Source organism: Anaeromyxobacter oryzisoli (assembly GCF_022690765.1).
Lineage (GTDB): Bacteria > Myxococcota > Myxococcia > Myxococcales > Anaeromyxobacteraceae > Anaeromyxobacter > Anaeromyxobacter oryzisoli.
On record NZ_JALCZA010000003.1, the window covers coordinates 25,301 to 39,231 of the forward strand.

10 protein-coding genes are annotated in these 13,931 nt (G+C 73.5%); 3 read left to right on the forward strand and 7 right to left on the reverse strand.

From position 1 onward, the window contains the following. Positions 1–162: 162 nt before the first annotated feature. The 4 genes from MNZ27_RS01455 to MNZ27_RS23845 form a co-directional block, all read right to left on the reverse strand. A complete protein-coding gene (locus MNZ27_RS01455; RefSeq protein ID WP_242392242.1) occupies positions 163–1,329 on the reverse strand; it encodes a vitamin K epoxide reductase family protein in 1,167 nt (388 codons plus the stop codon). After that, the gene (locus MNZ27_RS01460; protein WP_242392243.1) at positions 1,329–2,465 is read right to left on the reverse strand and encodes a PAS domain-containing sensor histidine kinase; all 1,137 of its coding nucleotides are present in this window, start codon (positions 2,463–2,465) and stop codon (positions 1,329–1,331) included. Before MNZ27_RS01460 ends, MNZ27_RS01455 begins: the two co-directional genes overlap by 1 nt. A 124-nt stretch (positions 2,466–2,589) precedes the next feature. Further along, entirely contained in the window at positions 2,590–2,925 is a 336-nt protein-coding gene (locus MNZ27_RS01465; protein ID WP_242392244.1) for a hypothetical protein, read from the reverse strand. A gap of 239 nt (positions 2,926–3,164) precedes the next feature. Further along, on the reverse strand, positions 3,165–4,016 hold the full coding sequence (locus MNZ27_RS23845; RefSeq protein WP_242392245.1) for a phosphatase PAP2 family protein: 852 nt from the start codon (positions 4,014–4,016) through the stop codon (positions 3,165–3,167). A 229-nt stretch (positions 4,017–4,245) separates the two neighbouring features. Between MNZ27_RS23845 and MNZ27_RS01475 the strand changes: the two genes are divergently transcribed. Then, the gene (locus MNZ27_RS01475) at positions 4,246–5,280 is read left to right on the forward strand and encodes a hypothetical protein (protein WP_242392246.1); all 1,035 of its coding nucleotides are present in this window, start codon (positions 4,246–4,248) and stop codon (positions 5,278–5,280) included. On the opposite strand, the gene MNZ27_RS01480 is transcribed toward MNZ27_RS01475, so the two are convergent. Next, positions 5,264–6,319, reverse strand: coding sequence for an AI-2E family transporter (locus tag MNZ27_RS01480; protein WP_242392247.1), 1,056 nt, complete (start codon positions 6,317–6,319; stop codon positions 5,264–5,266). The two genes, MNZ27_RS01475 and MNZ27_RS01480, sit on opposite strands and share 17 nt — an antisense overlap. 357 nt (positions 6,320–6,676) lie before the next feature. On the opposite strand from MNZ27_RS01480, the gene MNZ27_RS23850 reads away from it, so the two are divergent. After that, positions 6,677–8,779, forward strand: a complete 2,103-nt coding sequence (locus MNZ27_RS23850; protein WP_242392248.1) for a lipid A deacylase LpxR family protein — start codon at positions 6,677–6,679, stop codon at positions 8,777–8,779. A 45-nt stretch (positions 8,780–8,824) separates the two neighbouring features. Continuing rightward, entirely contained in the window at positions 8,825–9,868 is a 1,044-nt protein-coding gene (locus tag MNZ27_RS01490) for a zinc-dependent alcohol dehydrogenase family protein (RefSeq protein ID WP_242392249.1), read from the forward strand. Positions 9,869–9,940: 72 nt separating this feature from the next. Here MNZ27_RS01490 and MNZ27_RS23855 read toward each other — a convergent pair whose 3' ends face one another. Both MNZ27_RS23855 and MNZ27_RS01500 read right to left on the reverse strand, forming a co-directional pair. Continuing rightward, entirely contained in the window at positions 9,941–10,483 is a 543-nt protein-coding gene (locus MNZ27_RS23855; protein WP_242392250.1) for a methyltransferase family protein, read from the reverse strand. Positions 10,484–10,649: 166 nt separating this feature from the next. Next, positions 10,650–13,928, reverse strand: a complete 3,279-nt coding sequence (locus tag MNZ27_RS01500; RefSeq protein ID WP_242392251.1) for an efflux RND transporter permease subunit — start codon at positions 13,926–13,928, stop codon at positions 10,650–10,652. Positions 13,929–13,931 lie beyond the last annotated feature (3 nt).

A 13,931-nucleotide genomic window follows, 5' to 3' on the forward strand; every position in this document is an offset into this window, starting at 1 on the left:
CGTCTGCGGCGCGGTCCCTCATCGCGAGCCCGAGAGGAAGTCCTCGAGCGCGGAGAGCGGGACTCTCTCACGCGGGGCTTGCCCACTCGGAGCTGGAGCCCGACGCGCCGGTGCCGCCTCCTGCTCTTCGTGCGAGGACGTGACGAAGCCTGCACCCGAGGGTCAGCGCCGCCGCTTGGCGGTTTCCGCGAGGAGCTGGGCGAGGTCGCCCTCGTAGAGCTTCCCGTCCTCGGCGTAGCTCGGCGTCGCGCGGACGCCGAGGGCGATCCCCTGGTCGATGTCCTGGCGGAGGCGGGCGGCGGTCTCGGGCGACTCGAGGCACGCGTGGAAGCGGTCGAGATCGAGGCCGACCTGCGTCGCGAGCGTGTCCAGCGGGAGCTGCGCCTGCTGGTTCGCGAACAGCGCGTCGTCCATCGTCGCGAACCGGCCCTGCGCGTCGGCGCAGAGCGCCGCCCGCGCCAGCTCGCAGGAGCGCGCGTGGAACGGGCGCTTGAGGAGCGGGTTGCACGCCTGGTCGAGGGGGAAGTGACGTCGCTCGAGCCGGAGCTGCGGGTTGCGGGCGAGGATCGCCCGCTCCGCGACGTGCATCCGCGCGCAGTGCGGGCACTGGTAGTCGCTGAACTCGAGGACCGTGAGCGGTCCCGTCGCCGCCGCGACCACGGGCCGATGGTACCCCACGAAGAGCCCCGCCGCGAGCACGAGGAGCGCGGCGGCGAGGGTGGCCCACGGGCCGGGCCGCCTCGCGACGTCGGCGAGGTCGGCCCGGAGCGCGGCCCCGATCCCCCCCGCCCGGCGCGCGAAGGGGACGGAGACGCCGAGCAGGACGAAGGACACCACCCAGGACAGCGCGCAGAACGGGCAGAGCACCCCGATCACCCGCTCGGAGACGTAGGCCAGGAAGATCGCGACGAGGCTCATCCACGCGGTGAGGAGCACGAGGAGGCCGCCCGCGGCGCCGGGCCTGGCGCCGGGGCGGAGCGCGACGAGCCCGAGGGCGAGGACGGCGAGGTAGGAGAGGGCCCCCCACGCGGCGAGGGGCACGCCGGCGAGGATCGCCCACTCGCTCGCCGCGACCTTGTCGCAGCTCACGCGCTCGCTCGCGATCGCCTGGCAGAGGTGCCCTCCGATCCCCGCGTGCGCGAGCACGAGGTAGACGGCGATCGCGAGCCCCAGGGTGGCGAGGACGGCGATGGAGAGCTCGAGCGCCCGGGAGCGGGGCGCGGTGGCGGAGGCCTTGTCGATCATGTCGTTCGCGTGGAGGTGGTCGTGCCGGGTTGCGTTGCGCCGGTGATCGTAGCCCAGTCCGACGCCGCCGTCCCGCGCATCCATCAGGCTTCGAGCGGGAACCGGAGCTCGAACCGGGAGCCGCGGCCGGGGCTGCTGTGGATCGAGATGTCGCCCCCGTGCGCCGTGACGATCTGCCGGGCGGTCCACAGCCCGAGCCCGAAGCCGCCGTAGTGCGCGAGCGGGACCGCGCGCTCGAACCGCTCGAAGACCCGCGCCTGGTCCTCCGGCGGGATCCCCGGGCCGAGGTCCTCGACCACCACGCACGCGCGCCCGCCCTCGGCGCGCACGGCGACGGTGATCCGGTCCGCGCCCGCGTACTTCACGGCGTTCGAGAGCACCGCCGACAGCGCGTCGCCCATCCGCCGCCGATCCCAGCGGCCCACCACGGGCGCCGGCGCCTCGACGACGAGGGAGCCTCCCTGCCGCTCGGCGTCCGGCGCCAGCCGCACCGCGACGTCGCGGACCGCGGTGACGAGATCGAACCGCGAGCGCTGGAGCTCGAGGTGGCCCGAGGACATCGCGGTCACGTCGAGCAGCCCGTTCACGAGCCGGGAGAGGCGGGCGACCAGCTTCTCGAGGGCGGCGAGCCGCTGGGCCAGCGCGGCGGTCACCGGCTCCCCGGGGTGCACCCCGCGCGCGAGGCTCTGCACGACGAGCTGGAGCGAAGTGAGCGGCGTCCGCAGCTCGTGCGACGCGATGGCGAGGAAGTCGTCGCGCGCGCGGAGCTGCTCGCGCGCGTGGATCAGGCCCCGCCGGGCCTCCTCGCCGACGCGCTGGTCGGTGAGGTCGCGCGACACCTTGGCGAACCCCTGGAGCGCGCCGTCCGCGTCGCGGACGGCCGTGATCACGACGTTCGCGACGTAGCGCGAGCCGTCCTTGCGGATCCGCCAGCCCTCCTCCTGGTAGCTGCCGCTCGCGGTCGCCTCGCGGAGCTCCATGTCGGGCTTCCCCGAGAGCGCGTCCTCGCGCGGATAGAACACCGAGAAGTGCCGGCCGATGATCTCGCTCGCGCGGTACCCCGTGATCCGCTCGGCGCCGGCGTTCCAGCTCGCGACGTGCCCCGTCGGATCGAGCATGAAGATGGCGTACTCCTTCACGCTCTCGACCAGGAGCCGGAAGAGATCGCGCTCCTGAGGCGCGCTGAAGCGGGGCGCCTGCCCGTCGGAGGCGTGATCCACGCGCAAATCCATCCCCCATCGCGTGGGCGCGCGCAAGGAGCCCGGGCGTGACCGCCCGGGGGGCGCGGCGCCCGCCCTCCGGCCTGCCGATGGGGCGCTTGCAGACCTGCGGCGGGCGCGCGCGCTAGCCCTGGAGCAGCGCGTCGAGGCGCTGGACGAACTGCCCTCGGGAGAGCACCTGGTCCACCCCCGCGGCCGCCGCGTCGCGGGCCAGATCGGCCTCGAGGTGTCCGAGGAACCCGATCACCCGCAGGCCGGGCGCCGCCTTGGCCGCCCGCACCTGCTCGAGGATCCCGGGCTCCGCGAGGTCCACGATCACGGTGCCCTCGCCGAACGCGCGCGCGGCGTCGGCGAGCGGGGCCCCGCGCGGCGCGAGCTGGATCGGGACGCCGAGCCGCTCGGCGGCGGCGTGGATCTTGGAGCGGAAGACGAGATCGCGGACGGCCACGAGGACGGGCATGGGGTGGATGTTAGACCGGTTCATCCCGCGTTTCAGGATGCCACCCGCACCCGCACGCGAACCCGCACCCGTGACCCGTCACCGTCACCGGCTTCTCCGTGCTCCGCGCCCCGCTTCCCGTGGCCCGTCGCCCCTGGCCCGATCCTCGGTCTCGGCGGATTCACGGGCCACGGGACGCGGGACACGCGAGGCGGGCACGGGGAGCGGTGACGGAACACGGTCACGGGCACGCGACAACATCAGAACCGCCCCGCGATCCCCACGCCGCCGCGGACCGGGACCACCGCGAGGTCGTGCCGGAGGTGGAGCCAGGGGACCCCCACGCCGACCAGCGTTCCCATCACCGCGCCGGCGATGACGTCGGTGGGGAAGTGCCAGCCCGCGGCCACCCGCTCCACCGCGACGCTCGCACCCACCCCGGCCACCACGAACCACGGCCAGACACGCTGGTCGGTTCGTCGCCCCATCGTGAACGCAGCGAAGGAGAGCGCCGCGAAGGTGCCCGCGGTGTGGCCGGAGTAGAAGGACCGGTAACCGCCCGCGGAGCGGACGAGGTTGGGATCGCCGGCGTAGGTGCGCGGGAGCGGCCGCTGCACGGTGTACTTCGCGATCTCGACCAGGGCGCCGTTGACGAGCAGCACCTCGGCGTAGATCACGAGGTCCGTGAGGAGCGCCGCCTGCCCGCGGACCCAGAGGAGCTCGAGCGCGACCGGCGCGGCCATCGCGACGCCGAGGGTCAGGTCGCTCGCGGCGGAGGCGGCGCGGTCGTGGTTGCCGATCGCGCCCCGATCGAAGCGGTTCACCGTGGAGGGATCGCATGGGCAGCGCTCGTCGATGATCTCGCTCGCGAGGAGCGAGGGGACGACGATGACCAGGGCCGAGGCGGCCAGCACCGGCACGTCCACGGCCGGGTGGATCGCGTAGATGGGCGCGTGGAGCCGGTCGGGTCTCCCGTCCGGCGCGGTTGGCTCGGACCGAGGGGGGGGCTCTGCGCGACCTGCCGGATGACTCGTGTCCGGCGCGGTGAGGTCGGCCCCTCCCGCGCCGGCGAGGAGCGCGATCGCGAGCGAGAGGATCGCCCCAAGACTCACGCTCCGAAACCTGGGCCTCCGACGCCGCCCGGCGCACGGGTCCGCCGGGGGGTGCGCTCGAGCGCGTCAACAGCAGCCCCACCGTGAATCCGGTGCCACAGGTGAGCGTCCCTGGACCGGGCGGGCCCCGCGCGGCGAACGCTAACCCCGCGTCGCGACGCGGGTCCGGCCGCGCGGCACGGTCCTCGCTTCAGGGGGCCCCGAGGCGACACCTCGCACTGGAGGCATCATGCTCGCAGTCCTCTTCGTGGCTGCCCTCGCGGCCGGACAGAACGCCCAACCCGTAGACGGTGTGCAGCCCGCCCCGCCGGCGCCGGAGGTGCAGTCCCGGCCGCCGGCCGCGCCGCGCGACGAGGCGCCGCCCGCGGCTCGCGAGCCGGGCGCCTCGGCGCCGCTCGACACGCTGTACTTCGTCGGCGGCGGCCGGGTGCGCGGCACGGTCCTCGAGGAGACGCCCCGCCACGACGTGACCATCCGTCTGCTCGACGGCACGGTGCGGCGGTACGACCGCGAGGAGCTCGCACGCATCGAGTACGCGGACGGCTCCGTCTCCCGTCGTCGCGTCTCCCCGCGGCCGGCACCGGAGCCGCCAACCTATGAGCCCGAGCCGCCCCGCGCCGAGGCGTATCCGCCCTCGCGCCCCGAGCCCTACCCGCCGCCGCCCGCGCCGGAGCCGGCCTACGCGCGCCCCGAGGCCCCCGCGCTCGTCCCGTTCTGGGGCTCCTTCGGCCTGGGCGCGAACTTCTTCGCGGGCAGGGCGGAGACCGGCTTCTCCATGAGCGACGTCCTCGAGCCGCAGCTCCTCTTCTCGATCGACGGCGGGGTCCGGCTCACGCCCGCGATCGGGCTCGGGATCTACGCGGACCTCGGCGTCGGCGACCCGGCGGAGTCGTACCGGACCTATTGCGCGGCCCAGGGGATCGACTGCAGCGGGATCACCGGCCGGTTCGGGTTCCAGCTCCGGCACACCTGGGATCCGGTGAGCCCGGCGGCGAAGTGGCTCGCCGTCGGCACCGGCTGGGAGATCGCCTCGGTGGCGACCGATTCGGGCCACCCCGATCCCGTCCAGTACACCGGGCGCGAGTACGTGCGGCTCGCGGGCGGCGTCGATCTCCGCTCGAGCTCGGCGCTCGGGGTCGGCCTTTACGGCGCGGTGTCCCTGGGTGAGTTCCGCCACCTCCAGGTCCTGGAGGTCCCGACCTCGGTGGACGGCGCGCTCCACACCACCTTCCAGGCGGGGGTGCGGCTCACCCTGTTCCCGTGATCGACCGGCGCGCCGGTGGCCGGCGCGCCTCCACCAGCGCCGCGTTGATCGCCGCGGCGACGGGGAGGGCGAGCACCGCGCCCGCCACGCCGCCGTGGTACCCGAAGAACACCACGGCGAGGAACTGCACGAGCGGCGAGAGCGCCATCGTCCGGCGGAACACGAGGGGCGAGAGCGCCGCGTTCTCGACGAGGTCGTAGAGGGCGAGGAACACGAGCATCGCGCCGGCGACGCCGAAGCCGCCGGCGGCGAGCGACACCGCGACGAGCACCGCGTACCGGAGCACCGCGCCGAGGTACGGGACGAGGACGGTCGCCGCGGCGAGGAGCGCGAGCGGGAGACGGAAGGGGACCCCGAGGAGCGCCAGGGCCGCGGTGGACACCGCGGCGCGGGCGGCGACGATCGCGGCGAGGCCGGTGAGATAGCCCGCGAGGTCCTCCTCGAGCCGGTCCGCGACGGCGAGCCACCGGGCACGGTGGGACGCCGGGACGAGCCGCGCGCCCGCGTCGAGCGGCGACTCGCCCACCGCGACGAAGATGATCGTCGCGGCGATGACCGTCCCCGCCTGCCCGACGAACCCCGCGACGCCGCTCGCCGCAGAGGCCGCGCCGCCGAGCGCGCCGCCGGCGAGGGCGGGGAGGCTCTCCCGCAGGCGGGCGATCGCGGCGTCGCCTCCGAGCCACTGGATCACCGCGGCGGCGCGGGCGGAGCGGCGGAGGTCGTCGAGGAGCGAGGGGATCGCCGCGATCAGCTCCGCGCCCTGGAGCGCCGCCGGGCGCAGCACCGCGAAGCCGACGGCCGTGACCGCGGCCCCCGCGGCGAGGATCACGGCTGGGGCGGCGACCACGCGGGGCAGCCCAGCGTGCTCGAGCCACGCCACCACCCGCCGGAGCGGGATCGCGAAGAGGAGCGCGACGAGGAGGAGGGCGAGGACCGGCGCCGAGCGCCACGCCAGGAGCCCGGCGGCGAACAGGAGCAGGGCGGCGGCGGACGCGGTCGCCGCCGCGCGGAACCGCTCGGCCGTCGGCGAGCCGCTCATCGAACGACCCCTGTGGCGGTGCCCGCTCGCATCCCGCATCGACCTCGTGCGGGCGGTAGCGCCATAAGCGGAGCGGCGGCCATGCGCCGTGTCATCCGGGGCGGTCCGCCGCGGACGCGCGCGCACCCGGCTCCGGGTCGAGGCGTCGCCGCACGCTCCCGCCTCGAAGCGCGGTCGGCGGCCCGGCAGAGCCGGCGCCGGTGGCGCAGGCGAGCGCGGCGCCTGCATCGGGCACGTTCGCACCGTGAGCGCGATGAGCATGGTGGCGGCCGGGCGCGCGGCCCGTCGCGCGCCCTGCGACGGAGCGCGCCGGTGCTCGCAGGAGAGCCCCGCCGGCGCGCCGCAGGAGGTCTCGCCGTGACGCCCAGCGCCTCGCTCCACCGCGCCGCCGCCGTCGTCGGAGCCGCGGCGGCGCTCCTCCTCGACGTCCAGAGTACGGGGGCGGTCGAGCCCTCGCGCGGGCTGCGCGGCGGGCACCCCATGCACGTCGTCCCCCCGGGTCGCCCCGCGGCCCTGGCGCCGGTCCGGGCGCACGTCACGTACTTCGGCGGCCGCGTCGTCTCGAGCGTGCAGGTCGTGAACGTGCTCTGGGGAGACGGCCCCTTCGCGCCGTTCGTGGCCGGCGACGGGCCGCGGTCGATGGCGCGCTTCCTCGCGGACCTCGTCGGGAGCCCGTACCTGGACGGGCTCGCCCAGTACGGCACGGATCGAGTGGCGGCGAACGGTCAGCCCGGGACGGGCCAGCGGATCGTGCGCGGGGCGCTCGCGGAGACGATCCGGATCGCGCCCGACCCGGCGAACGACGCTCCGATCGTGGACGACGCGAACGTCGTGGCGGAGCTCGCCGACCAGCTCTCCGCCGGCGTGCTCCCGGCCCCCGCGCTGGACGCGGCGGGGTACGTCGCGACCGTCTACCTGATCCACTTCCCGGCGGGGCGGACGATCACCCTCGGCCGCGGCGCGAGCTGCGCGACGTTCTGCGCCTACCACGGCGCGTTCGAGTGGGACGGACGGAACGTGTACTACGCGGTGCTGCCGGACCTGTCACCCGGGTCGGGCTGCGACGCCGGGTGCGGGGCGGGCGGCGGGCTCGCCGCCGCGACCTCGATCGCCTCGCACGAGCTGGCGGAGCTGATCACCGATCCGGAGGGCGGCCTCGCGACGACGCTGGGACCGCCGGTCGCCTGGTACGACCCCGTGAGCGGCGAGATCGGCGACATCTGCCTGGGCCAGGACGGCACCGTCGCGGGCGCGAGCGGCGCGAGCTGGGTGGTCCAGAGGTGGTGGTCGAACGTGGACGGCGCGTGCGTGGCCGCCTCCGGAGTGAACGCCGTCGCCCGCGCGGCGGCGCCAGCGGGGGATCGGCCCGCCCCCGGAGCCGCCGGGGTGATGACCGCCGCCCTGCGTGCCTCGCTCCCACCAGCCGAGGCGGCGCCCGCGCGCGGGTCGGAGCTGCAGGTCCTCGCGGCCGAGCCGACCCCGCTGCCCACCGGGTCCGGCTCGCGCTTCACGATCCAGGAGGAGAACGACGGGCTCGGGATCGGTCCGCACCGCACCGACTCCTCCTACACGCAGGGGCTGCGGATCTCGTCCCTCTGGGCGTCGCGCACGCCGCTCGCGCCGGAGGGGCGCGAGCGGCTCGGCTTCGCGGTGGGGCAGAACATCTACACCCCGACGAACATCCGCGAGACCGAGCTCGACGCGCTCCGGCAGGATCGCCCGTACGCTGGCTGGCTGTACGCCGCGCTCCTCTGGGAGGTCGAGCTCGACCGCGCCCCGCTCTCGCTGCACCTCGGCGCCGACGCCGACGGTCCCGGGGCGAGCACCTTCGGGGTCGAGGTCGCGGTGGGCACCATCGGCCCGCGCTCGGGCGCGGCGGAGATCCAGACCGGCTTCCACCGCCTCCTCCGCGACCTGTCCGGCTCGGGCAGCCCGCCCGATCCGGCGGGCTGGTCCCTCTACCAGGTCGGGAACCGCGTCACGGCGGACCTCTCGCTCCGCTACCAGCTCGACCTCGTCCGGGCGAGCGCGTCGCTCGGCGCGGCGAGCGCGTGGACCGGGTCGCGCCTCGCGGTGCGGGTCTCGCCGCGGGCGCGCCTCGACCTCGGATCGACCTACGACGCCGCCTGGCTCGGGCTCGAGCTCCGCGGCGGCCTCATGGAGGCGCCGCGCCGATCGGTCCGCCCGAGGTTCCCGGTGGAGCTGTACGTCTTCGGCGGCGCGAGCGGTCGCTACGTGGCCTACGACGCGCTCATCGAGGCGCCGCTCCTGCATGGCGTGACCACCCTCGTCTCCCCCGCGCCGTGGATCGCGGAGCTCGACGTCGGCGCGGTGGTCCGCCTCGGCGGCGTCGAGCTCGGCTACGCCCAGCTCTGGCGCACCAACGACCTGCGACGCGTGCCGCCCGGCGCGCGCCGCGTGCACGACGTGGGGCAGGTGCGTATCTCGTTCGTGTACTGACGCGTCACGGCGCGAGCCCCGAGCTGGGCTCGAGGAGGAGAGGACATGAAGGCGCTCGTCTACCACGGACCCGGGAAGAAGGCCTGGGAGGAGAAGCCGAAGCCGACGCTCCAGGCGCCGACGGACGCGATCGTGAAGGTGGAGCGGACGACGATCTGCGGCACGGACCTGCACATCATGAAGGGCGACGTGCCCGCCGTCACCGACGGTCGCATCCTCGGTCACGAGGGCGTCGGCGTGGTGGACGAGGTCGGCCCGGCGGTCTCGGGCTTCGAGAAGGGCGACCGGGTCGTCATCTCCTGCGTCAGCTCGTGCGGGAAGTGCGAGAACTGCAAGCGGGGCATGTACTCGCACTGCCTGAACGGCGGCGGCTGGATCCTCGGCAACCTCGTCGACGGCACCCAGGCCGAGTACGTCCGCATCCCGTTCGCGGACAACAGCCTCTACGACGTCCCGCAGGGCGTGGACGAGGACGCGCTCGTGATGCTGAGCGACATCCTGCCCACCGGCTTCGAGTGCGGGGTCCTGAACGGCACCGTGAAGCCCGGCGACACCGTGGCGATCGTGGGCGGCGGCCCGGTCGGCCTCGCGGCGCTCCTCACGGCCCAGTTCTACTCGCCGGCCGAGCTCGTCATGGTGGACCTCGACCAGAACCGGCTCGAGGTCGCGCGGAGGTTCGGCGCGACGCAGGTGGTGAACAGCGGCGACGGCAAGGCGGCCGAGAAGGTGATGGCGCTCACCGGCGGGCGGGGCGTGGACGTCGCCATCGAGGCGGTGGGCATCCCGCCCACGTTCGACCTCTGCCAGGACATCGTGGCGGCCGGCGGCCACATCGCGAACATCGGCGTCCACGGCAAGAGCGTCGTGCTCAAGCTCGAGAAGCTCTGGGACCGCAACATCACCCTCACCACCCGCCTCGTGGACACCGTGACGACGCCGATGCTCCTCAAGGTCGTCGCGTCGAAGCGGCTCGACGCGAAGAAGCTCGTCACGCACACGTTCTCGTTCGACGAGATCGCGAAGGCCTACGACACGTTCGGGAACGCGGCGAAGGAGCGGGCGCTCAAGGTCATCATCCGCGCGCGGTGACGTCCGCCGCGGTGCCGATCCGGCCTCGCCGCGGGGAGGCGCGCCTCCGCGGCGACGCCGGTCACCCTTCGGCTATGGCCGTGCGCGCCGCGGCCGCGGCAGCAGGGCGCGGGTCCGGGACGCGTAGCGATCCCACGCCTCGCCGAACGCGGCGCGGGCCTCCCGCTCCTCGACACCCCCGAGCCAGAGGTACTGGGCGAGCGCGATCGTGACGGCGAGGGCGCCCGCCCGCGACGGCAGGCGGAGGAGATGGCCGACCAGGACCAGCGCGAGTCCGGCGTAGAGGGGGTGCCGGAGCCGGGCATACGGACCGGACTCAGCGAGGTGGCCCCGCCCGGCGAGCAGGCGGGCCTTGAAGGAGCTGCCGGCGAGCAGGAGCCCCGCGACCAGGAGCGCCGCCCCCACGACGCGCACGGGGAGCGCCGCCGCGACCGGACCGCCGCCGGGCACGAGCCCGCGCCCCGCGGCGAAGGTCACCGCGACGGCGGCGACGAAGACGAGGACCGCGGCGAGATCCCGGCCACGCTCCGGGAGCGTGAACCGCCACCCGAGCACCGCCACGAGCGCCGCGACGGCGAGCGCGAGGCTCCCCTCCGGCGAGAGCACCTGCTCCACGAGTCCTCCTCTCCTGCACCGTCCCTGCCGCCCACCGGCGCGCGCGTCCCGCGCGCGGCGGCGGGGAGAGAACCGGGCCGCGCCCCGCGACGGTGCGCGAGGCGCGGCCCACGCCGGGGGGACCCTCCGCACCCCGCGGACCCCCGGCGACGACGTCGAACCTTCCTCATGCCGCGAGCGCGGCGGGCGCCTCGCCCTTCGAGACCTCCCTCTTCCTCCACAGGAAGTAGATGGCCGGGTAGACGAGCAGCTCCATGATGAAGCTGGTCACGAGCCCGCCGACCATGGGGGCGGCGATGCGCTTCATGAGGTCGGCGCCGGTCCCGGTGGACCACATGATCGGCAGGAGGCCGAGCATGGCGGCGCAGACCGTCATGGCCTTCGGCCGCACCCGCTTCACGGCGCCGTGGATGATCGCCTCGACGAGGTCGCCCTCGGTGTGGAGCAGCCCCTTGCGCTTGTACTCGTCGTGCGAGAGGTCGAGGAAGAGGAGCATGAACACCCCGGTCTCGGCGTCGAGCCCCATGAGCGCGATGAGGCCGACCCAGACCGCGATCGAGACGTTGTAGTCGAGGAACCAGAGCAGCCAGACGGCGCCGATGGCGGAGAACGGCACCGCCAGCATGACGACGCTCGCCTTGAAGGTGCTCCGGGTGTTCATGTAGAGCAGGAAGAAGATGATGACGAGCGTGAGCGGCACGATGATCTTCAGCCGCTCCTCGACGCGGACCATGTTCTCGTACTGGCCGCTCCACGTCATCGAGTAGCCGCTCGGGGTGGACACCCCCGCCGCCACCGCCTTCTTCGCCTCCTTCACGTAGCTGCCGACGTCGATCTTCGAGGTGTCGAAGTCCACGAACACGTAGCCGGCGAGGAGCCCGTTCTCGTCCCGGATCATGGACGGTCCCTGGACGAGGACCACGTCGGCGATCTCCTCCATCGGGATCTGCCCCTCGCCGTTGGGCAGGGGGATGAGGACGCGCCGGAGCGACTGGAGGTCCTCGCGGTAGTCGCGGGCGTAGCGGACGTTGACGCCGTAGCGCTCGCGCCCCATCACCGTGGTGGACTGGTTGTCGCCGCCGACCGCGGTCATCACCAGCGTGTTGGCGTCGTCCACGCTGAAGCCGTAGCGCGCGAGCCGGTCGCGCTTCAGCACGAAGTCGAGGAAGTAGCCGCCGGCGACGCGCTCCGCGTAGACGCTCCGGGTGCCCGGGACCTTGGAGACGGCCGCCTCGGTGTCGAGGGCGATCTTCTCGATCGTCTTGATGTCGGCCCCCACGATCTTGATGCCGATGGGGGTGCGGATGCCGGTGGAGAGCATGTCGTTGCGCCCCTTGATCGGCATGGTCCAGGCGTTCGAGATGCCGGGGAGCTGGAGCGCCTCGTTCATCTCGTGCTCGAGCTCGTCCTGGCTGATCCGGTCGCGCCAGGCCGTGCGGAGCACCGCCTCGAGCCACCCGGGCGCCCACGACGAGTACCAGCGCGGGCGGCCCCGCCACTCGCGCTCCGGCTTCAGGATGACCGTCGTCTCCATCATGGTGAAGGGGGCGGGATCGGTGGAGGTGTTGGCGCGGCCGGCCTTGCCGAACACGCGCTCGACCTCGGGGAAGGTCTTGAGGATCTTGTCCTGGACCTGGAGCGCCTTCTGGGCCTCCGCGACCGACATGCCCGGCTCGACCGCGCTCGGCATGTAGAGGATCGTCCCCTCGCGCAGCGGCGGCATGAACTCGGACCCGAGCTTCAGGAAGGCGGGGACGGTCGTGAGGACGAGCAGGATGCTCACGGCGATGGTGGCCTTCGCGTGGCGGAGCACGAACCGGCACGGGCGCTCGTACAGGTGGTGGAGCACCCGGGAGATGGGGTGCCCCTCCTCCGAGTAGTACCGGCCCACCAGCACGCGGGTGGCGAGCGCCGAGACGAGCCGCGGCCGGAAGGTGAAGGGCTCGATGCGGGCGAAGAGCATGCGCATGGCCGGGTCGAGCGTGATCGCCAGCAGCGCCGCGATCGCCATGGCGAGGTTCTTCGAGTAGGCGAGCGGCCGGAACAGGCGCCCCTCCTGGTCCACCAGGGTGAACACCGGCATGAACGCCACGGCGATGACGAGCAGCGAGAAGAAGACGCCGGGGCCGACCTCGAGGAGGGCCTCGAGCCGCACCGCGTGGAAGTCGCCCTTCTTCCCGTCCTGGATCCAGTGGAAGATCTTGTTGTACGCGTTCTCCACCTCGACGATCGCCCCGTCCACCAGCACGCCGATGGAGATGGCGATGCCGGAGAGCGACATGAGGTTCGCGTTCAGCCCCATGAGGTACATGGGGATGAAGGACAGGGCGACCGAGACCGGGATGGTGACGATGGGGACGATCGCGGAGGGGATGTGCCAGAGGAAGATGAGGATGATGATCGAGACGATGACGATCTCCTCGATCACCTTGTCCTTCACCGTCCCGATGGCGGCGTCGATGAGCTCGGACCGGTCGTAGGTCGTCACGACCTCGACGCCCTTCGGCAGCGACGGCTTCAGCTCCTCGAGCTTGGCCTTCACCCGGTCGATGACGTTGAGCGCGTTCTCGCCCTGGCGCATCACGACGATGCCGCCCACCACGTCCCCCTGGCCGTCGAGGTCGGCCACGCCGCGGCGCATCTCCGGCCCGAGCGCGACCGTCGCCACGTCCTTCACCTTGACCGGCGTGCCGCCCTCGGCCCGCAGGACGAGGTCCTCGATGTCGGCGACGCTCTTCACGTAGCCGCGGCCGCGGACCATGTACTCGCGCCCGGCGAGCTCGACCAGCCGCCCGCCCACGTCGTTGTTGCCGCTGCGGACCGCGCGGACCACGGCGTCGAGGGGCAGCTTGTAGGCGGCGAGGGCGTTGGGGTTCACCGTCACCTGGTACTGGCGGACCTGCCCGCCGACGGTGGCGACCTCCGAGACGCCCGGCACGCTCTGGATCGCGTACCGCAGGAACCAGTCCTGGTACGACCGCAGCTCGTCCGACGCGTGCTGGCCGGATCGGTCCACCAGGGCGTACTGGAAGATCCAGCCGACGCTGGTGGCGTCGGGGCCGAGCTCGGTCTGCACCCCCTGCGGGAGCTGCGCCTGGATCTTCGAGAGGTACTCGAGGACGCGGCTGCGGGCCCAGTAGATGTCCGTGCCGTCCTCGAAGATGACGTACACGTAGCTGAAGCCGAAGTCCGAGAACCCGCGGATCGCCTTCACCTTCGGCGCGCCGAGGAGCGCCGTGGTGATCGGGTAGGTGACCTGGTCCTCGATGATGTCCGGGCTCCGGTCCCACCTGGAGTAGACGATCACCTGCGTGTCGGACTGGTCCGGCAGCGCGTCGAGGGGGATGTTCCTCATCGTCCACCACGCGCCGGCGAGGGCGACGAGCGTGGCGGCGATGACGAGGTACTTGTTGTGGGCCGAGAACCGGATGACGGACTTGATCATGGT